Genomic DNA, 21,486 nt, shown 5'->3' with positions numbered 1-21,486 from the left:
ATAATTTGGAAATATAATGGTCTTCGTTCAAACCACTTTCCATATCAATTGCGCACCTATCGGTTAACAATTACCTCAGGAAGCTCGTCATTGACTGCAACAGTTTCCTTCACCGGGAAAAAGAATGCAGACCCGTGATGAAAGAATTGCCATGACAAATTCCCCAACAGGCTTTTCACCTCACTAAATTTTGCATTTCTGGATTTAAGAGCAAACGCGATAGAAAGCCCGAAACTTACGAGCACGTTCATTATGCCAATACAAGAAATACCAATAATGGAATTAATCCACAAATCAGTTGAAATGTGGCTGTGCAATCCGGCAAATGCCAATCCGAAATTGCCAGAAGCAAATGTAATGTGACGGATATCCAGCGGTATCCCGAGCGTAAAACCAACCGCGCTTGTTGCTCCAAGAAAAATACCCAATGCAAAATTTCCGGCCAGAGCGCCGAAATTATGTTCAAGGTAAATCGCAATCCGGTTCAGTTTGTCCTGTCCAAAAAACCGGATAAGTCCGGGGTGACTTTTGATCCTTAAAGTATACTTGTCATAAATCCATTTGTTTTCATAATATCCTGAAATTAAGCCTGATATCATTAGATAAGCGCCGGCAATAGCTGCATGGGGAATAGCCAGACTTTCCCACGCATTCAGTTCTCCAATCAGTTTTATTGCTTTCGCAGCATCGGCAATGTGATAACCGTAGGCGTAATAATAAAGTCTGTCAAAACCATAAGCAACGGGGAAAGCAATGGCAGCATTTCCCACCAACGAAATAAACTGGCTTCGGATAAGTCTGATCAGAAGCTGCGTAGTTGTTTCAAGCCAGTTTGGGTTTTCGCCGTTGTTGCTAAGATTGGCAGCAATAGTGGAGGCCGTCATGGCTGGTTGTTTGGTCGCGATTGTAAAACCAAGTATGTGGATCAGCATGAAGCCAAACGAATAATTCATACTGTAAAAAAAGGCTTCCCAGAAAATAGGCAGATGCTGAAAATACAATCTTGTTTTGTTGCAGCAAAGCAAACCCACCACGACTCCTCCTCCCAAAGCTCTTCGAAATAACTTCCAGTAACCGGCCCTGTCTGAAGAAATATAATGTTGCCCTGTTTTGGAAGTATTTTCAATGACTTTGAAAGTCAGTAATTGCAGGTTTATAGAAAAGTGTTTTCGAAGACTGTATTTTGTATTTTCTGCATAAACGAATTCTTTCAACAAATGTGTTATAATGAGCCACTGCCTGTCTTTTTCATTCGTTTGCAGCAAATCAAGTAATTGGGTAAGTCGTTTTAAATATTGTTCCAGTTGCCGGATCAGCGCTGTAAGTTGCAAACTTATTCCAAAAAGATCTTTGTGTTTATAGATATATGAAACCTGGCTTTTGCATTGATTAATCATCACCAGAATATGTTTGTAATCATTATCCCGGTCTTCGTTTTTGTAGTCAAACTGGTTTATCGTTTTTTCAACATACAGCATCACTTCACGATTCAATCCTAAAAAAGGAGAATCAAGATCATCCACACGTGGAATTTTGGAGACGACTTCCGGTTCAATTCCCAAATTGGCAGCGCGTTGTGCGAGCACCAAAATGGAGTTTAAAAGTTCTCGTTCAATGTATTGAGTTAAAGCCGGGCTGTTTTTCCTGAATATGTCTACAAAGAAATTACACCAGTTTTCATCCGGAATGGCCTGTACCCAGAAATAATCTTTTTTGTGATTAAACAAATTATCAAACTGTGTACGAAGTTCGGTTTCTTCATGAACCGGCGGGAGAAATTTATAACCTAATCTTGCAAATGCATCCGAAAAAAAACCGCGGTTCGCACCAATCTCAGATTCTGTAAGCAGTGAAACGAATTTGGTTGATTTAAGAATGGAATTAATCTGGTCTGCTAACAGGTCTTTTTCACGACGATCCATCAGGACAGCAGTAAGGATTTCCGAAGAGGGTTTATCCTTGTTGGTCTTCGCGTTGTATGAACTTCGGATGAGTTCAATAAATTTCCCCAGATAATTAATACGGCTTGGATCTAAAACGCTGCTCATAAGGTAGAAGAATTTAAGCGTTTATACCGGATAAAAAATATTTCGTCCGATCCGTATATTCGGGATATTGATAAAAAATAAAATGATCTGATTTTCAATAAATATCAGTTTCGTTACCGGCACGAATCAATAAATGCTATGCCATTAACGTAAATCTAATACTTCTTTTTGACCCAAATAGGACTTTTGCCCCAATAGTGCAAGGATGTGTTGGGATATTTAAAGTTTATTTTTTTTATAATACAGGAAAATTGGCTTGGTAATTTTATTCTTTCTTTTGTGTTTAGAAGAAAGAATAAAGGCCAATTTCCAGTATTGTTAAGCATACTAATTTTCAACAATTTCGTAAACATAAACCGAAACTGGCGGAAGTGTGATGGCAATTCCGGTAGAAGTTATTTCGGATGGTTTAATATTTGGAGTTAAGATCAGCAATGGGAAAACCTGTTTCAAAATATAAGATCCTGTAGATTTTAATTTCAAAGTATCCGTCCACGCATCCTGAGGGATACGGACGTTAGTATGATAGGTTTTTTCTTTATCAAAATTGTAAATAAACAACAGTTTCTGCTTGTCGGTGTAACGTAAATAGCTGTAAATACGTGTTTTGTCATAATCCGGGCTTTGTCCGTCAATATTTACGTATTGAAGATCATAAAAACTTCCTGCATAAACCGCTTCATTTTTGGTGACGAACTTATTCAGATTTTCATAAAAAGCACGCAGTCTTTTCTGATCATTTCCCAATAATGCGCCGTCAAATTTTCCCCCGTTTGCAAATTCCTGAATTTCGGGAATACTCCAATAGTCAAAAATAGTCGTACGTCCATCCTCTCCCTGAAAACCTTCGGATTCAGTTGGGTTCACGCCCAATTCCTGTCCGAAATAAAGCATCAAAGGGCCTGTGTGCAAGGTAGCGCTGAGCGTCATGGCAGGTACCGCTATCCATGGATCGTTGGCAAAATATTTCGATGCAATACGTTGTTCATCATGGTTTTCCAAAAATCGGAGCATATTTTCAGAAATATCGCCTGACTCTTGCTGCCACAATTTTGTGATATCTTCCACAGTTCCGCCGCCTTCCATTAATCTGCGAAGGGAATTATATAAGCCAACTTTATCATACAAATACGTGAACTGGCCGGTTTTCAGGTAACTGTGATATTGGGCTGGATTATAAATTTCGGCGATGAAAATAATCTCAGGATTGATCTTTTTGATTTCCGGAATCACCCAGCCCCAGAACTCAACAGGTACCATTTCTGCCATATCGCAACGAAATCCATCAACCCCTTTTGCAGCCCAGAAAATAAGAATATCCCGCATTTTCAACCAGGTCGACGGGATCGGATCAAAATAGGTTCTGTGCCCGTCCAGGTAATCTACACCATAATTCAATTTTATTGTTTCATACCAGTCGTACTGGCTTGGTTGTGCCTGGAAAACATCGTTTCCTGTCGCTTTTGCTGGTCTTTCCGAATAGGGAGAGGTCACATTAACCTGCGGTTTGTGGCCTTCCGGAACAATGAAATCCTGGTTTGGAATGTAATAAAAATTATTATTTGGATTAAAGCTTACCGAAGTATCATCATCTTCTCCAAAATCTTTGATTCCTGATGACCGGGCCGTGTCTGAATGGTATTGACGGGAAACGTGGTTGGGGACAAAATCAATAATGACTTTTAAGTCGGAATGATGCGTTCTTTTTACCAGATCTTCAAATTCCTGCATCCGGTTTTTTACGTCAACTGCAAGGTCCGGATCCACATCATAATAATCTTTTACGGCATAAGGTGAACCCGCCATTCCTTTAACAATCAGCGGATGATCTGTTTTTATTCCAAATTCGGAATAATCAGTCAGCGTTGCGTGTTCGATTATTCCGGTATACCAGACATGCGTTATCCCGAATTTTTTAATCGATTCAAGCGCAGTTGCCGTGATATCATTAAATTTCCCGGACCCATTTTCCGAGATTGTCCCATATATTTTGTTTGTTGTATTTTGATTATCAAATAATCGTGTAAAAATCTGATAAAAGATATGTTTATCTTGGTTGATCGCAGGCATAGCAGGTTTCGGTGTATTAGAACAAAAATACAAATAACAGGCACCGGGCGTGTTATTTGTTTGAAATAAAAAGAAATCTTTATTTAATTGATAAAATTAGTTAGGCTAATTTCAGGTTTATTACGGATTATAGAATTACTTTTTTTAAATAACGTTTGACTACGTGAGCGAAAATGCTCTTTTTACTATTTTGCAAGATATTAAATTTTGAAATGATATGCCGACTGTTCAAGCTTGCCTTTTTGATCTGGATGGAGTGATCGTAGATACTGCCAAATACCATTACCTGGCCTGGCGCCAGCTTGCTAACCAGCTTGGATTTGATTTAACACTGGAACAAAATGAATTATTAAAGGGGATCAGCCGTATGGAATCGCTGGAAATCGTGCTTGGAATTGGCAAGGTAAAATTAAGCGAAGAGGAGAAATTGAAATATGCTGCTGAGAAAAATGTTAAGTATCTGGAATTTTGCAAACAAATTACGCCAGATGATGCACTTCCGGGGGTGCGTGATTTTTTGGATGAATTAAAAGCAGATTCGATAAAAACAGGTTTGGGATCGGCCAGTAAGAATGCAAAAACCATTCTCACAAATCTGGACATGCTTGCCTATTTTGATACCATAGTAGACGGAAACCGCGCCACAAAAGGAAAACCTGATCCTCAGGTTTTTTTAATGGGTGCCGAAGATTTGTCAGTTTTACCGGAACATTGCATTGTGTTTGAAGATGCCGTGGCTGGCATACAGGCTGCAAAAGCGGGTGGGATGATCGGGGTTGGTATTGGGCAGGCCTCAGTTTTGACGGAAGCGGATTATGTGATGCCCGGTTTTGATGGTGTCACTGTAAAAGATCTTTTCGAAAAATTAAAATAATAGCAACCAGAATTCGAACTGCTAAAATTAACCGCTAAAAGCTAAAAGCCAATAGCCAGAATCAATGAAGAACTACATAACACACGAGGAATGGAGCATTGTGGAAGACGGTTTCCACGCTGCCAACAATGAAATTACAGAAAGTCTGATGAGCCTCGGCAACGGCCGGATGGGTCAGCGCGGGAATTTTGAAGAACAATATACCGGAAAAACGTTGCTGGGAAATTACGTCGCAGGTGTTTATTTTCCGGATAAAACACGTGTTGGCTGGTGGAAAAATGGTTATCCAAATTATTTTGCAAAAGTACTGAATGCCTGCAACTGGACGGGAATTGATATAAAAATAGGAGAGGAAACCCTGGATCTGAATACGTGTCAGGTGGAAGATTTTCGTCGCGAGCTCAATATGCAGGAAGGAACACTCGAACGTGTCACGACGGTTCAGCTTGCCAGTGGCAGACGGTTGAAGATTTATTCAAAAAGGTTTTGCAGTATGGCAGACGATGAATCCGGAGCGATTCAGTACGCTGTTACGCCGCTGGATTTTACCGATACTTTTACCATTACACCGTATCTGGATGGGAATATCAGCAACCGGGATTCTAATTATGATGAAACCTTCTGGAATGAGATCCATAAGGAAACCAGTTTTTCCGAAGGTTACCTGGTTTTGGAAACGAAAGAAAATCCATATGGTGTTGAGCAATTTCAGGTAGCGACCGGGATGGCTTTTGATTTGAAAATCAATGGGTTGAAAACGGATTATCAATCTTTACCAGCACGCCGTGAAAAGTACGTGGCCGGTGTTGTGCATCTGGAAGTGAAAGAAGGAGACGAACTGACGATTTATAAATACGCGGTTAATTTATCGTCAACCAATTATGACAGAGATCAGCTGATTCCTGAGGCTAAGACATACATAAAACGCATCTCGGAAAAAGGGTTTGCACAATTATATGCAGAACATGTGCAGGCCTGGGCTGCCAAATGGGAGAAAAATGACATTACCATTGAAGGTGATATTGCCGCCCAGCAGGGAATCCGCTTTAATATTTTCCATTTAAACCAGACCTACACCGGGGAAGATGAGCGCCTGAATATCGGGCCGAAAGGATTTACTGGTGAAAAATATGGCGGCAGTACCTATTGGGATACCGAGGCTTACTGTATTCCATTCTATCTTTCAACGGCAGACGAAAAAGTTGCCAGAAATCTGCTGGTTTATCGTCATAAACATTTGCAAAAAGCAATTGAAAATGCGGAAAAACTAGGATTTAGCGGCGGTGCGGCACTTTACCCGATGGTGACCATGAATGGCGAGGAATGCCATAATGAATGGGAAATCACGTTTGAGGAAATTCACCGGAACGGTGCCATTGCTTTTGCGATTTATGATTATACAAGATATACCGGTGATGAAACGTATCTGTCGCTATACGGACTTGAAGTATTAATCGGAATTTCGAGATTTTGGAAACAGCGGATTACCTGGTCTGCCGAGAAAAAACAATTCGTGATGCTGGGTGTAACCGGGCCGAACGAGTATGAAAATAACGTCAATAACAACTGGTATACCAATTATATCGCTTGCTGGACGCTGCGGTATACACTGGAAGTGATCAGTAAAATATGGGGTTCAGAACGGTTAAACGAAATTATTTTCCAAACGCATTTTAACCTTAATGGTGAAATGGCAGATTGGAAAAATATTATTGACAACATGCATTTCCCTTACGATCAGGAAAGACAGGTTCACTTGCAGCAGCAGGGATTTCTTGATAAGGAAATATTGACAGTAGATGATATCACAGAGCATCGCCCGATCAACCAGAAATGGTCGTGGGACAGAATTTTGAGGTCTTGTTTTATCAAACAGGCGGATGTTCTGCAAGGTTTGTATTTGTTTGAAGATGACTTTTCTGTTGAGGAAATCAAACGGAATTTCGAGTTTTACGAGCCTATGACGGTTCACGAATCCTCACTGTCGCCTTGTGTACATTCTATTCTTGCCGCCAAAATTGGTTTGAAAGAAAAGGCATACGAAATGTATGTTAGGACCTCCCGGCTTGATCTGGACGATTATAATAACGATACTGAAGACGGATTGCACATCACTTCCATGGCAGGTACCTGGATGAGTGTTGTAAAAGGCTTTGCAGGTCAGCGGATAAAAGATGGAGTACTTACGCTGAATCCGTACATTCCGGAACAATGGAATTCCTATTCTTTCAGGATCGGATTCCGGGGTGCTTTGCTTCGCATTGAGGTGACTCAGGAATGCGTGGCTGTTGAAAATATTTCAGACCATGATGTTACCATTTTGATAAAGGGCGAGCCGCTTACAGTTGCTGCCAATACAACAGAGAAAAAATAATTTATTTTAGATAAATCAGTATTTTATTGATCCGGCGAACTTGTATTCACCGGATCAATAAAATACTGATTTATCATGCGCAAATTTCCTCATCTCTTCTATTTTCTTCTTTTATTTAGTTTTCAGGTTAATTCTCAAAGTTTAAATACACTTTCGGCACAGGAAAAAAAGGAAGGCTGGAAATTGCTTTTCGATGGCAAAGATTATAAAGGCTGGCATTCCTATGGCGCAAAAGAGGTTGGTCCGGCATGGATTATTGAGCAAGGAGCCATTAAATTGAATGTGCCGGAACGTGCCGGAAATAAAGCAAAAGGCGGTGGTGATATCGTTATCGATGAAGCTATAAACGGAGATTTTGAGTTTAAGGTGGAATGGAAAGTTAGTAAATATGCCAATAGTGGTATTTTCTTTTTTGTAAAGGAAGCGCCACAATACAAAAACATGCACGATACGGGCCTCGAACTTCAGGTCATTGATGATAAAATTTATGAAGGCGCCAAAGAAAATACGCATCGCGCCAGCGATTTTTTCAGTGTTGCCAATGCGCGTTTGAGAGAAGGAAATCCGGAAGGTGAGTGGAATCAGATCCATTTTATTATCAAACAAAACAAACTTACTGTATACCAGAACGGATTCATGGTTCAGGAACATGACCTGGCCGGAGCAGACTGGAAACAGCGGATCGCAGGCAGCGGGCTCAAAGCAGCACCTATTGCAAAAGGATCTTTTACAGGAAGGATCGGTTTGCAGGATTGGGGGAGTACGGTTTGGTACCGCAACATTAAGTTGAAAAAGTTGTAAAATATTCTGAATAAGTTTATTGTAAGAAAAAATGATACTAAAGAACTATAATGACACGGTCACTAAGTAATTTTTGATAATGTAGTTCATTTATAGTACGTTAGTAATTGCGCTAGCCTATGGTTCATGAGAAGGAAAGTCATTCAGTCGTTCTTGATCATTATGTCGGTGATGTTTTTGGTATGTGTAAAACAGCCGGCATCAGCGCAGGATTTTAGTGCCTGCCAGCGACTTCTGAAAGATATGCTGGTTATTTTCAATAGGTCATTCGAAGAAAATAATCCTGCCTTACTAAAAACTCCTGAGTATCAGTACCAACTCCGGGAACTTCAAACTGAATTTTTAAAATACGATAAACAGTCTTTTATGCCTTCCGATTCAGTTCAGCGTTTGAACAACGAGGCTGTTGTCCTTGCGTTATCGGGAAGTTATCAAAAGGCACTGCATATTTTGGAATCTCTTGATGTGTCAGATCAGGAGGCTCAGTTGCAGTACAACAGAGGTTTGTTCAATCTTCTTAGTCGTAAATTTCAGGCAGCCCGGGATGATTTTTCCAATGTTTCCAACCATTCTTACAGTGTTGTAAACTCCATCGTAGCGTATGGAAAAGAGAAAAAATTTTCGGAAGGATTAAGTTTTGCCCAGGGAAACCAGCAAAAGAATTCCGAAGGAAAATGGAGCTATAATGTTGGGCTGTTGTACAAAAAAACAGATCTACTTCCAGAGGCTACAGATGAATTTTCAAACGCTATTCGTCAGAAAGATGAGATCATGGCGTATCGTTTGCAGCGCGGTGATATTTTGATGCATACCGGAAATCAGAAAAAAGCAGTTAAGGATTTTGAAAAAGTGGCACGAAAACATGCCAAAGCACAGATTCGTTATGCTAACGCTTTGCTTTCTATTAACCAGTTTGGAAACGCAAAAGCCGTTTTTGAAAAATATCTTGAAAGTGATGACAAAATGTTCCGCGGCGATGCCTATCTGGGAATTGCCCATGCTTTTTACGGACTGAACCAGATCAGAGAAGCACAGCAATATTATCGGTTGGCATCCACGCTGAAAAGGGAAACACCCGCTTTACTTTCCGGAATTGGTAACACGCATTTATCCAACCACGATTATCCATCAGCCTATAATTCTTTCGACCGGGCAATAAAAAAGGATACTGCCTATCTGCCCGCCTATCTGGGAAGGGCGGTTGCGCATTATGGAATGAAACAGTTTGAACTTACGCTGGCGGATTTCAAAAAAGCCGAATCGATCATGGATCCGGAAAATAAATTTTATGCTGATTTGTTTGTTACCCGCGGATTTACAAACTATTACTTGAAAAAATCAAAGGAGGCTCAGGAAGATTTTGCAACCGCAATTCGTTTGGATGGTGCGCGTTACGAGGCTTTGGCCGGTATGAGCAGTATCATGATTGACCAGAAAAGATATTCGGAAGCAGGCCAATTTTTGAGCAAAGCACTTAATTACGAACAGACTTACGACCGGATGTGGAGCAATTACGGAAACCTTCTTTTACATTTTGACATGTTTAAAAAGGGATATAACGTATTTAAAAAAGCCATTTCTCTAAACCGTGAAAATATAAAAGCACAAAATGGCTGGGGAGTAACCTTGCTCGAAAATGATCAGCTTGACAAATCGATGGTGTTATTTGACAGTCTGATTAAGGAAAATCCGGAGCTACCGTATTTGTATAACAACCGTGGGATTGTGCAGGCTTACCTGGGAAATCGTCATGAGCAGCGTCGCCAGATTGAAGATGCAAATGTGCGTTATGAAAATTCTTTTCAGGATTTCAAAACGGCCATGGACGTTGCCCCTGCCAGAAAGTTTTATAATGTTAATCAAGGGAATGTTTATAAATACTGGCAGAAATATGACGAAGCGTCTCTGAGTTATCAGACCTATCAGGACAAAAGTGCGTTGAATAATACGGCTGTTATGTATGCCGGGCAGCAGAAAATGAAGGATGCCAAATACTATCTTGGCGTCGCGATACAGATTGATTCTCTTCACCGGGTTTTTCAGTACAATATGAATGTACTTGTAAAAGGGAAACAAAAAGAAATGATGAAACTGGTAGCTTCTGCGGGTGATGATGGTCCATTCGCCGACATTGGTATAAAATATAGTCGAGACGGATTCGTGACCATTTATCTTTACGATTATGAGTACGATACGCTGGCATTCAAAGGAAGACATTATATGCCACTACCTGTGGCTGAGTATAAGGAGGATTACTTTATACCGGAATACGATTTTAAATTTTTGCCTTATCCAAAGCACAAGGATATGGTGAAAGGTAAAAGGCCTAAATACAAATCTCAGAAAGTAAAAATGCCTGGAAAAAAGGGCAGGAGCGGGACTCGATGTCCTGTTTTAATCTAAAAATAGTCTAAAATGAACATTTATTTCGTGTGTATTAATCTCTACACGAGTGTGAATTGGTTGCCCAATTCGGGAAATGCTATAATTTGTGCATCTATGGAAACAACATCTACTGTTGCTCCCCGTGAAATAGATTTTTAACTTCAACAAAGCTGATAGGCTTATCAAGAAAATAATCTGCTCCTTTCCTCAATGCCTCTTCACGAAGATTTGTCATTGCACTCATCATCACAACCTTCCTATTGTAAAATCTTCCACTGTTTTTGATATTTTCAATTTCGTTAATTCCTTTTCCGTCTGGTAAGTTATTATCAATAAAAACCCATTCAGGATTTAGTTGATCAATAAAATTAATGCCTTCATGCAGCGTTGTTGCTATTTTTACAACATCAGGAGCTTTTACATTAAATTGTTTAACCAAAAAATTGCGCATCAATATCCCCAAATCCTTTTCATCCTCAATAATAACAATTTTCATGGTTGCCAATCTAAAATAAGTAGTCGATAAAATTTTGGAATTTGTGATAGTATTTTTAATATTTAATAGAAAGTCCAGCAAGTACTTTCTATTAAATTAATAATCGGTTTTAAACAATAACCTTGCCATATTGTTCATTGAAATTCGAATGAAAATCTTCATGGATTAATTTAATTTTAGTTTTCGGAAAGCTCTTCCCCATCTTGTAGAACCCCGTCCCATTTGTGTATAGTAGAAATTTTGGTTTATATAATTGCACTTAGCTTTTGGTATTATTATTTTTTACAATTATTTAGTCAACTGATTGATTTTTAATATTTTAAAAATATTGTAAAAAAATTTACGGTGGCCGGGTACAAGATTTTAGCAGTTTTATTCATGTCATCAATTAATTTTTCAAAATCATTATCTAAAAAACAATATCATGGTAAATAGTAAAGTGTTTTGGGGAATTGTAACCGCTGCCGCTGCCGGTGCCGTAATAGGAATGCTCTTTGCTCCTGAAGAAGGAACTCAGATTCGTAAGAAAATTAAAAAGAGAACAAATAGTTTGGCAAGTGAGCTCATTGAAGCACTTGAAAAAAGTAAAGAAAAAGCAAGTAAGACTGCTGATGATTTAAAAGCAAAAGGAGAGCAGTACAAAAGTGACTTCAAGGAAAAAGCCGAAGAGGTTAAAGATGATGCCGCTGATGAGCTAAATAAATATAACTAAAACAGGTCCGGGTGATGTCAAAAATCACCCGGGTTGATTTGCTTAACAATTACACTTAATCTCATGAAAACTAATATTGATAAGGAGAAAGTTGAAGAATCACTTCACACTGCATCGGCGTATGTAAAGGATTTATTTATGGCATCTGCGCCCGGAGGGCTGGCCGGAAAAGGAGTTGAGATAGGTGTTGGTGCGGCACTCGCAAAAACAGTATTAAAACGGCTTCCTGTACCATTGAATTTTATTGCCCCGATTATACTGGAAAAAGTCATTATGAAACATGGTGTAGAAGAAGGCCGTGAGGTTCTGCTCAAAGGTTTGAGATGGATTAAAAAAGCCACAGATGAAAATATTCCTTTTGAACCGGTTTTTGATAAATAGTTTTTTATAGTTTACCTAGATTAAAACTTTGACGATCAGTTAAGTAAGGATTCTGACGGCAGGTATATGTAAAAATTTGCGCCGTTTCCTTCCGTACTCTCTGCGAATATATAACCGTTATGGTTTGATATTACTCTCTTGCATATTGCCAGGCCGATTCCTGTTCCTGCAAATTCGTGCTGGCCGTGTAGTCTTTTAAAAATTATAAAAATTTTCTCAGCAAATTCTTCTTTAAAACCTATACCGTTGTCACTAATTTTTATTTGGTGAAAATGGATGTCGCTGTGAGAAGGTTTGATCCCCGGAATAATGTCTCCCGCAACAACGCGATGTGTGATGTAAATAACAGGTGGCAGGTTTTCCTGATGGTATTTTAGAGAATTGGACAGTAGGTTTTGAAAAAGCTGAACCATTTGCGAGCCATACCCTTCGATTGTTGGTAGATTTTCAGCATGTATTATGGCCTTGTTTTCCAAAATCATTTGGGCAAGGTTAGATCGTGCGTCGGACAGTGCCATGTTGAGATTCAGCGTTTTAGCTTCTGTTCCGGTTTTTACAATTCTTGAAAAAGAAAGCAAATCATTTATTAAAAGCTGCATTCGCTGCGCAGATCCGTCAATCTTGCCCAGCATAGTCGAAATTTCTCCCGATACTTCATTTTGGTATTTCGTAATAATCCGGTCGGAAAATGAGCGTATTTTCCTAAGAGGTTCCTGCAGATCATGGGAAGCTACATAGGCGAATTGTTCAAGCTCACTATTGGAACGATTGAGGTTTTCAATCTTATTTTCAAGATCAACCCTGTAAAATTTGTTACGCCTAAGCTCGCGATCCAAAAGGACAAAAGCGGATGACAGGAAAACAATTGCCACAACCATAATAATCCAGTTATATCGGAAAACCTGGGCGGTGTAATTTTCCCGGCTCCTCAAACGCGTAAACATCAGTTGATCTTCTACATGATCCATTTGGACAATCAGCTTCATCATCGAATCAACTTCGGAATTTTTTCTTTTTGAAAGGACAAAAACAAGCGCCGGATCGGATGAACTTCCACCCTTTATTAACCGCTTTGTATACTTGTCAAATTGAATATAATGATCTCTAAGAGCACTAAGCCTTTTTTGTTGTGCACGGTTTTCTGCCACCAGTGTATCCAACTTTAGCGTCAGAGGAAATATTGTTTGTAACGCGGCAAGAGTTTTGTTAACATAAGCGGTATCTTTTAGAAATAAATAGCTATTGGTATGGTAAGTCGTTTCATACATTGCAGATGAAACCTGATGGAGTACGCTGATGACCCTTTGAGTCTGATTTACCTTTTCAGAATAATTGTTTTGTTCCTGGTTAATTTCATGGTAACTATATGATAAAGCAATGATTAGTATCAGCGAAGTACCAAACAGGAATCTGGTGATTAAAGAAAGTGAATGTTCACTAAGCGTACGGTTGAGGAGAGATAAGGTAGCAAGTTTCATAAATTAAGCGTTGTGTGAAAAATCTACATTTCGAATTAATATACTCAGTCTGTGGAAATATGTACGCAATATTGTCATTTTGCTGATCGGGGTTAAGTAAGTTATGATAAAGAATAGTAAATTTATCAGATGTACGTAGCAAGAGAAACAGCGGGATCCTTTTGATCCTACATTTCGGGTAAAATCCGTAATATACCAGGTTTCGATTCAAACGATATCATTAAAGAGAACTTTTAATATTACAATTAATTGCTATATGCAAAGACAAACGCAGACGCAACGACAAACCCTTAAATATTCTCCTCTTCAGATTCAGATGCTGAATTTATTGCACCTGACAACCATGGAGCTTGAGCAAAGAATTAAAGAAGAATTAGAGGAAAATCCTATACTGGAAGAGGGTAAGGAAGATACAGCTTCAGAAGATACTGCGGATGAATTTCAGGATGCCGACGATTCTGGCAGTTCAGGAGAAGATGATTATCCGTCAGTTCAGGATTATCAGGACTGGGACGAGTTCAGAGATGATGATATTCCAGACTATAAAACGTATGCAAATAATCAATCAGCTGATAACGAGCTGTATACCCGCCCTATGGTGGAATCAATCGGTTTCAGGGATGATTTAAAACAACAGGTTCACTTTTTACGACTTGATGAACGGCAGCAGCTTGTTGCAGATTTTATTCTTGATTCGCTGGATGAAGACGGATTCCTGAGACGTGAAAGTGAGGTAATTGCTGATGATATTTCTTTTGCCAACAGCATGTTTATCGACACGGAAGAAGTTGAAATGATGCTGAGGGTAATCCAGCAGCTGGATCCTCCTGGAATTGCCGCCAAGGATTTGCGTGAATGTCTGATCATCCAGCTTCATAGGATTGAAAATCAGGATGAGGTTTGGGGATGGGCATACAAGATTGTTTCGGATACGTTTGATGAACTGGGTTCGCGAAATTATGATAAGATCATGCGTGTTTTGAGCCTGGATGAAGAAAGTCTGAAAAAGGCAATTCAGCTTATCACAACACTTAATCCCAAACCTGCGTCGGGACTTAGGAATGATACCCTTGTCAATGAAAGTATTAAGCCGGATTTTATGCTTCGTTATATTGAAGACAGTGAAATTGAGGTACAATTGACCTGGGGAAACAGCCCCGCATTACGTTTGAACAAATTGTTTACACAAATGGCTGAGCAGAAAATCGATAAGGCAACGAATCAGTTTTTGAAAAATAAAATGAATTCTGCCAAATGGTTTATTGATGCCATCAAGCAGCGTGAAAATACGATGCTAAGCACATTAAGGGCCATTGTAAAACTGCAATACGATTATTTCCAAACGGGTGATATCAAGAAACTTCGCCCAATGATCCTTAAAGACGTTGCGGAAATTATTGATATGGATATCTCCACAGTATCACGCGTTACTACAAATAAATATGTTCAGACACCTTTTGGAATTGTTCTGTTGAAAGATCTATTTACTGAAGGTGTTACAAATGAGGATGGTACGGAAGTTTCAAACCGTGAAATTCAGGAAGCGATTCGGGAAATCACGGCAGCTGAAGATAAACGCCATCCATATAATGATCAGCAAATTACCGACTTGTTGTCAGAAAAGGGTTATTCTGTTGCCCGCCGCACTGTTGCTAAATACAGGGAGCAATTAAATATACCAACCGCTCGTTTGCGGGTCACCATTTAATTAAGAAAGCACTTATTCCACATGAAAAAAATAGTAGTGGTCGATGACGAAGCGGATATTTGCTTCTTGTTAAAGAGATTTTTATCAAAGAATGATTTTATAGTTGAAACAGCTCTGACTGGAAAAGACGGACTTGCGTTAATTGAATCCTTCGAACCGGATCTTGTTATGACGGACTTCCGTTTGGGCGATATTACCGGTACAGAACTATTGAATGCGATCAAATCCAAACGCCCGCATGTGCCGGTTTTGATTATTACAGGTTATTCTGATATAAAGGTTGCAGTAAACGTAATGAAACTGGGTGCTTACGACTATATCACAAAGCCTCTTTTTCCGGATGAAATATTAGTGACTGTCAAAAAAGCCCTGGCCGATGCCGATTTTGAAAGAACAGGAGAAACAGAATCAGTAGCTTCTGGCAATAATTCGGCTTCTGCTGCACCAAAAGCAGCCCGTAAAACCTCTCATAAGATGAAAGCGGGTTATGTGATGGGACAAAGTGAAGTATCGGACAATCTTTTCCGCCAGGTAGATCTTGTTGCCCCAACCAATTTTAGTGTAATTATTTACGGAGAGTCAGGTTCTGGCAAAGAGGCGATTGCGCAGGAAATACATAACAGATCTCGCAGAAAAGATATGCCATTTGTGGCAATGGATTGTGGAGCCATTTCAAAGGAACTTGCAGGAAGTGAGCTCTTTGGTCATGAAAAAGGATCTTTTACAGGAGCCTTACAAACCAAAATCGGCCACTTTGAGATGGCCAACGGAGGTACTTTATTTCTGGATGAAGTTTCCAATTTGTCTTACGAAATTCAGGTTGCTTTGCTTCGCGTAGTGCAGGAGCGTAAGATGCGTCGTATTGGAGCTTCCAAAGAAATTGAACTGGACGTAAGGATTATTGTGGCGAGTAACGAAAGATTGCTGGATGCAGCCAAAAATGGTAAATTCAGAGAAGATCTTTACTATCGCTTCAATGAATTTACAATTGAGGTACCGGCGCTAAGAAATCGTAAGGATGATCTGATACTTTTTGCTACCACTTTTCTGGATACGACAAATGCAGAGTTGTCTAAAAATGTAAAAGGCTTTTCAGATGAGGTGATGAAGGATTTCGTCAATTACTCCTGGCCTGGTAATTTACGTGAGCTTAAAAACGTAATAAAACGTGCAACACTATTGTCTGATGGTGAATTTATTGAAGAAAAGTCACTTCCTTTTGAGATTGTCAATCATAACAAACTTAAAGACCTGGACGATGAAATTGTACCCTCGCCTATCATTTCAGCGCCGATTATACTTGAAGCTGCCGATACCGATGATACAAAGCCAAGCCTTAAAACAGTCGCAAATGAAGCCGAATATGATATGATCATGCAGGTTTTGAGGGATGTTAATTTTAACAAAAGCAAAGCGGCACGTTTGTTAAATATTGACCGGAAAACGTTGTATAACAAGATGAAACAATTTGATATTTAATAGATTGAAAAATCAGTTATATCCATTTTCTTTTCATGAAATATTAAATGCCTCGCCAACCGGATTTCTTGTTTGCGGAAGCGATGAAGAGGTAATGCCGTTTTCAGATTCTGAGTGTTTTTATGCCAATAATGCTGCATCCAGACTAACAGGAATTTCCGATCTTGAAGGATTAACATTAAAGTCGATATGCGGAGCGCATGTTGACTTTAATATTTTAAGGGAAAGTGGTTTTTTCAATTTTCAATTTACTAAATCAGGTATATGGTGCAGAATTGATAAGTCGGCAATTGACGAAAAACATAATTTATATACACTCACCGATATTTCTGCGGAAAGAAATGTAGAAGCTCAGCTGGCACATCTGCAAAAATTATCAGCTGAGGCTGAGGAAACCATGGAATTCGGAAGCTGGATCTGGGACATACAAGATGCCCGGTATAAGTGGACGGAAGGTATGTACAAACTCATGGGTTACACCCCGGAAAGTTTGCCGATGGAAAAATTAAGCAGCGCAACTTTCAAAAAAAATATTCATCCGGATGACGTTGAACTTATCTCGGAAAAATTGAAAAATGTACTTTCCTATACCGATGCTTATATTTTGGAATTCAGGATTTTAGCTGAGGATGGAGAGGAGAAATATTTGTATGTGCGCGGTCATAATTCGATTGATGAAGTAACAGGTCATAATATTTCAATCGGAACCGCTTTCAACGTTACCACGCTTAGAGAAATACAGAGTGAACTGGAAAGGAAAGTCAGTGATTTGAATAAATCCAATGAGGACCTGGAACAGTTTGCATATGTAGCCTCCCATGATTTGCAGGAGCCTCTGCGGAAAATTACTTCTTTTGGTGAGCGTCTGGAAAGTAAGACAAAAGACATACTCAATCAGGAGCAGAAGGTTTATCTAAGCCGCATTATGAGCGCTACCGGTCGAATGCAGAAAATGATAAATAATCTGTTAGAATTTTCAAGAGTTACAGGCACTTTGAATGTTTTTGAGAAGACAGATTTGAATGAAATCCTGAGAAGTACGGTTAGTGATTTAGAAGTTACAATTCAGCAAAAACAAGCTGTAATAGCGCTTGATAAACTTCCTGTAATAGATGCGAATCCGTCTCAGATGTCTCAGCTCTTTATCAATCTTATTTCCAACGCTTTGAAATTTACAAGACCGGAAACGATTCCTGTGATTTCACTTCATGTAACTGAGCTGAGCGTTGCAGAGGTGTTGAAAAGAAAAATGCCGGTAGAGAAAAATTACATAAAGATTATTTTGAAAGACAATGGTATAGGATTTTCTAATGACAACGCGTCCAGGATTTTTACGATTTTTCAGCGTTTAAGAGGCCGTTCGGAGTATGAGGGGGCGGGCATTGGGCTTTCTGTATGTAAAAAAGTGGTTGAAAGCCATCATGGAAATATTGAAGCATTTGGAATCCCGGATCACGGTGCAACATTCGAAATTATTCTTCCGGTTAGTCAAAATTAAAAGGACTTTTTCTATTCATTTCTAATGAACAACAAATTGATTACCGTACTCCTGGTTGACGATGATGAAGATGATTACTTTCTTACCAGAGAGTATTTTAACGATCTTATAAACTGGAAATTCGACATAACCTGGTGTGCGACATACAAGGAAGCGATTCATGCCATTCAAAACAAAAAGTTTGATCTCTACTTTTTTGATTATTTGTTGGGTGAACGCAATGGAATTGACCTGATTGAGGAAGCCACAACCCTTGAATGTGAAGAGCCAATGATTCTTCTTACAGGAAAAGGCGATACAAAAATTGCCGTAGAAGCATTGCGCCTCGGCGCGGTGGATTATCTGATAAAAAATGAGCTGGATCCTGAAAAGCTTGAACGGACGATTCGTTATGCCTTGGAGCGCACCTCGGTTTTAAAAGCATTGCGCCATAGTGAAAGACGTTATCGAAGGGTCTTTGAGGAATCCAATGATTTTTTATTTATCAGTGATCTTGAAGGGGTTATCACTGATTTTAATACGTCGGCCTGCACGCTTACCGGTTACTTGCCAAGAGAATTGAAAGGGAAAAATATTCTTGAAATTGTAGATGACTCAAATTTTGGATTGGTTTGGGATGGTATCGAGGATAGGGCGATACAGGATTTTGAAGTTCGGATTGCAACGACGGATGGTGAGAAGAAGTATTGTGTTTTTTCAGCTTCTATGGAAATGGATGAGGATAACCCTTATGTTCAGGGCCGCTTGCATGATATTACTGCCAGAAAGCAGTCGGAAAGAGAAAGGCTTTTTTCTGAAAAACTAGCTGTAACAAGCCGGCTGGTTAGAATGCTGGCGCATGAAGTAAGAAATCCGCTTACCAATGTAAATCTTTCTGCGGAACAGCTGGAAATGGAATTGGTTGATGAGGACCATAAATTTTATACCCAGATTATCAAGCGAAATTGTACCCGCATCAATGATCTGATCACGCAATTGCTGCAACCTTCGAGTTCTGCTGATATTGTTTTGGTTGAACAATCCATCCATTACATTCTGGATGAAGCGATTGCAACTGCTTATGACCGGGTGCAGCTGAAAAGAATCAAGATTGTCAAGGCTTATGCAGACGAGGATTTTTTCATTCCGCTTGATTCCGTTTCCTTACAAATGGCGTTTTTAAATCTTATCACCAACGCTATTGAAGCCATGGATGAGGACAAAGGAATATTGAGGATAACGACCCGGATTCAGGCAGATTCTTTGCAGGTTATTTTTGCGGATAATGGCTCAGGTATCAGTCAGGAAAATATGGACAAGGTTTTTGAACCTTACTTTACAGGCAAGAAAAATGGTATGGGGCTTGGATTAGCGACAACGCTAAACATTCTTCATGCACACCACGGACGTATCGACGTGCAGTCAGAAGTAGGAGAGGGAACAACTTTCACAGTAAGTTTTTCAAATTAAATAATTCCCCAAAGTCAGATTATAATCGATACAATCAATCATATTAATAAGATTTAAAATCCCTTTCACGAGGGATTTTTTCATTTCATACAGTGACGCGAGGTTCAAATTTGTGTCAAACAACAGAAACGTTATCTCCTCAGTAAATCCTGTTGTTATGAAAATGATCATTTCGGAATTAGGTATTTTATTATCAGGTGGAAAAGTTACTTCTGGTAAGAATCAGTTTTATTTTAGTCAGATAGAATTTCTTCGAGTATTTCTGTTGGCATTACTGTTGAGTTTGGTTTCAGGATTAATCGTATTCTCTTTTTTTGAAATTTTCAATATAGAAAAACCTGTAAGTGTTTTTCTGAATTCTGTCAGGCAGAAGACCTGGGTTTATAAAATCGGATTAGCTTGTTTATATGCGCCCATTGTGGAAGAACTTAAATTTCGTCTATGTCTTAAATATTCCAAAATAAACTTCGCAGCGTTTTCTGGTATTTGGTTGTTTTATTTATTACAAAAATTTGTCACGGGTTATGGTATTTTTGGAGAGCCTAATCATACTTCCCTGGCTGTTGGATTAAGTCTTATTTTAATGGCAATGGTTTATAGTTTTCTGTATGAAAATCGGGACATAAATAATCGGTTGGAAGAATTTTGGCAAAAGTATTATAAAGTAATTTTCTATGTGTCGGTGGTTGGTTTTGGGTTGCATCATATGACCGATTTTGATTTGCGTTTTTCTACACTTTTATTAATTCCGATCATTACGCTTCCACAAACTTCCTTAGGTTTTTTGTTGGGTTATGTCCGTCTAAAATATGGTTTTTTACACGGAATTTTGCTCCATTCAGCATATAATTTTTTCCTATTATGTTTTCAGTTTTAAAACGATAATCTTCCGAAACGATCTGATATATAATAAAAACCCTCATCCTGTTTCAAGATGAGGGTTTTTATTAATTTATCAATATAAAAGAATTAACGAAATAGCTTAAATTCAGAATCTTAATTTCTGCCATTTCCTTTTTTGTCGTTTTTGTTATCACGACCGTTATTATTGTTTCTTGCGTTATTATTTCTGTTGTTGTTATTATTATTTGTTTTCACAACAACTTTTGTTTGTTGTTTTTCCCATTGTTGGTGTTGCGGATGCTGAGCACTTTGGAAATATTTCTGATCTCTGCTGTCACGAATGATCTGCTGGTTGTGCTGACCTTTGTATCTGGCATATTTTGTAACATATACATTATTATGCAAATATGGTCTTGCTTCATTTACGACCACTTTATAGCTATTGTATATATCAAAATTACGATAGCGTGCCGGAAGGTTTTGTCCATAAACCCACTGATTTCCGCTTGGATAAACATACTGCGCTCTTACCACATCATAATAAACATTGATGTCTGGTAGATAATAAAAATCTACGTGATCATAACCGGTAGGGCCCCATGCTGGCTGCTGACCGATATTAATACTTAAACTGATTTGTGCTTCTGCTTTTGGAGCTGAGAAAGCTGCAACAAAAACGAATATGGCTACGATTATCTTTTTCATGATTTCTGATGTTTATAAAGTTAATTTCTGCGTTTTGTGATTCTATGACACCGATATAACCGATTTGTTTAATCGATGATTTGTAATGTCGACGTATGGTTACTTTTTGTCGACGTACAGCCTATTAGTGACTGAGAAATTTGACAACAAAAAATCCCCGCTCCGAATGTTCAGAGCGGGGAAAG

General features: G+C 39.0%; 16 protein-coding genes. 11 read left to right on the top strand and 5 right to left on the bottom strand.

Features of this window, described 5'->3' with window-relative positions; genetic code table 11:
• Window positions 1–56: 56 nt before the first annotated feature.
• Both FZF08_RS03555 and FZF08_RS03550 read right to left on the bottom strand, forming a co-directional pair.
• Window positions 57–2,048 carry a hypothetical protein gene (locus tag FZF08_RS03555; protein WP_159467219.1) on the bottom strand — a complete coding sequence of 664 codons (1,992 nt, stop codon included), beginning with the start codon at window positions 2,046–2,048 and terminating at the stop codon, window positions 57–59.
• Window positions 2,049–2,375: 327 nt separating this feature from the next.
• On the bottom strand, window positions 2,376–4,118 hold the full coding sequence (locus FZF08_RS03550; RefSeq protein WP_159467218.1) for an alpha-amylase family protein: 1,743 nt from the start codon (window positions 4,116–4,118) through the stop codon (window positions 2,376–2,378).
• Window positions 4,119–4,335: 217 nt separating this feature from the next.
• On the opposite strand from FZF08_RS03550, the gene pgmB reads away from it, so the two are divergent.
• The 4 genes from pgmB to FZF08_RS03530 all read left to right on the top strand — a co-directional run bounded on the left by pgmB (window position 4,336) and on the right by FZF08_RS03530 (window position 10,570).
• Window positions 4,336–4,992: a beta-phosphoglucomutase gene (gene pgmB, locus FZF08_RS03545; RefSeq protein WP_159467217.1), complete on the top strand. Its 657-nt coding sequence runs from the start codon at window positions 4,336–4,338 to the stop codon at window positions 4,990–4,992.
• A 64-nt stretch (window positions 4,993–5,056) separates the two neighbouring features.
• Window positions 5,057–7,366 carry a glycoside hydrolase family 65 protein gene (locus tag FZF08_RS03540; RefSeq protein ID WP_159467216.1) on the top strand — a complete coding sequence of 770 codons (2,310 nt, stop codon included), beginning with the start codon at window positions 5,057–5,059 and terminating at the stop codon, window positions 7,364–7,366.
• Window positions 7,367–7,441: 75 nt separating this feature from the next.
• A complete protein-coding gene (locus tag FZF08_RS03535) occupies window positions 7,442–8,167 on the top strand; it encodes a DUF1080 domain-containing protein (protein ID WP_159467215.1) in 726 nt (241 codons plus the stop codon).
• A 126-nt stretch (window positions 8,168–8,293) separates the two neighbouring features.
• On the top strand, window positions 8,294–10,570 hold the full coding sequence (locus tag FZF08_RS03530; RefSeq protein WP_159467214.1) for a hypothetical protein: 2,277 nt from the start codon (window positions 8,294–8,296) through the stop codon (window positions 10,568–10,570).
• Window positions 10,571–10,679: 109 nt separating this feature from the next.
• On the opposite strand, the gene FZF08_RS03525 is transcribed toward FZF08_RS03530, so the two are convergent.
• Window positions 10,680–11,048, bottom strand: coding sequence for a response regulator (locus FZF08_RS03525; protein WP_159467213.1), 369 nt, complete (start codon window positions 11,046–11,048; stop codon window positions 10,680–10,682).
• Window positions 11,049–11,472: 424 nt separating this feature from the next.
• Here FZF08_RS03525 and FZF08_RS03520 point away from each other — a divergent pair, with 424 nt between their 5' ends.
• Together FZF08_RS03520 and FZF08_RS03515 are read left to right on the top strand one after the other, a co-directional pair.
• Window positions 11,473–11,760 (top strand): YtxH domain-containing protein, encoded by a 288-nt coding sequence (locus FZF08_RS03520; RefSeq protein ID WP_159467212.1) that lies wholly within the window; start codon window positions 11,473–11,475, stop codon window positions 11,758–11,760.
• Window positions 11,761–11,823: 63 nt separating this feature from the next.
• Window positions 11,824–12,141, top strand: coding sequence for a hypothetical protein (locus FZF08_RS03515; protein ID WP_159467211.1), 318 nt, complete (start codon window positions 11,824–11,826; stop codon window positions 12,139–12,141).
• 35 nt (window positions 12,142–12,176) lie between these two features.
• Here the strand turns inward: FZF08_RS03515 and FZF08_RS03510 are convergent, their stop codons facing one another.
• On the bottom strand, window positions 12,177–13,619 hold the full coding sequence (locus FZF08_RS03510) for a sensor histidine kinase (protein WP_159467210.1): 1,443 nt from the start codon (window positions 13,617–13,619) through the stop codon (window positions 12,177–12,179).
• A gap of 256 nt (window positions 13,620–13,875) precedes the next feature.
• Between FZF08_RS03510 and rpoN the strand changes: the two genes are divergently transcribed.
• The 5 genes from rpoN (at window position 13,876) to FZF08_RS03485 (ending at window position 20,630) form a co-directional block, all read left to right on the top strand.
• Window positions 13,876–15,327 carry an RNA polymerase factor sigma-54 gene (gene rpoN / locus FZF08_RS03505; protein ID WP_159467209.1) on the top strand — a complete coding sequence of 484 codons (1,452 nt, stop codon included), beginning with the start codon at window positions 13,876–13,878 and terminating at the stop codon, window positions 15,325–15,327.
• 21 nt (window positions 15,328–15,348) lie between these two features.
• Window positions 15,349–16,806 (top strand): sigma-54 dependent transcriptional regulator, encoded by a 1,458-nt coding sequence (locus FZF08_RS03500; protein ID WP_159467208.1) that lies wholly within the window; start codon window positions 15,349–15,351, stop codon window positions 16,804–16,806.
• Between the two features lie 4 nt (window positions 16,807–16,810).
• The gene (locus tag FZF08_RS03495) at window positions 16,811–18,304 is read left to right on the top strand and encodes an ATP-binding protein (protein WP_159467207.1); all 1,494 of its coding nucleotides are present in this window, start codon (window positions 16,811–16,813) and stop codon (window positions 18,302–18,304) included.
• Between the two features lie 24 nt (window positions 18,305–18,328).
• The gene (locus FZF08_RS03490) at window positions 18,329–19,753 is read left to right on the top strand and encodes an ATP-binding protein (protein ID WP_159467206.1); all 1,425 of its coding nucleotides are present in this window, start codon (window positions 18,329–18,331) and stop codon (window positions 19,751–19,753) included.
• A gap of 157 nt (window positions 19,754–19,910) precedes the next feature.
• Window positions 19,911–20,630: a type II CAAX prenyl endopeptidase Rce1 family protein gene (locus tag FZF08_RS03485; protein WP_159467205.1), complete on the top strand. Its 720-nt coding sequence runs from the start codon at window positions 19,911–19,913 to the stop codon at window positions 20,628–20,630.
• Between the two features lie 119 nt (window positions 20,631–20,749).
• Here the strand turns inward: FZF08_RS03485 and FZF08_RS03480 are convergent, their stop codons facing one another.
• Window positions 20,750–21,301, bottom strand: coding sequence for a hypothetical protein (locus FZF08_RS03480; RefSeq protein WP_159467204.1), 552 nt, complete (start codon window positions 21,299–21,301; stop codon window positions 20,750–20,752).
• Between the last annotated feature and the right edge of the window lie 185 nt (window positions 21,302–21,486).

It is taken from the genome of Dyadobacter sp. 3J3, assembly GCF_009801115.1.
Lineage (GTDB): Bacteria > Bacteroidota > Bacteroidia > Cytophagales > Spirosomataceae > Dyadobacter.
Note: the sequence above shows the minus strand (reverse complement) of the source record. Positions and strands in the feature narration are given on the sequence as shown.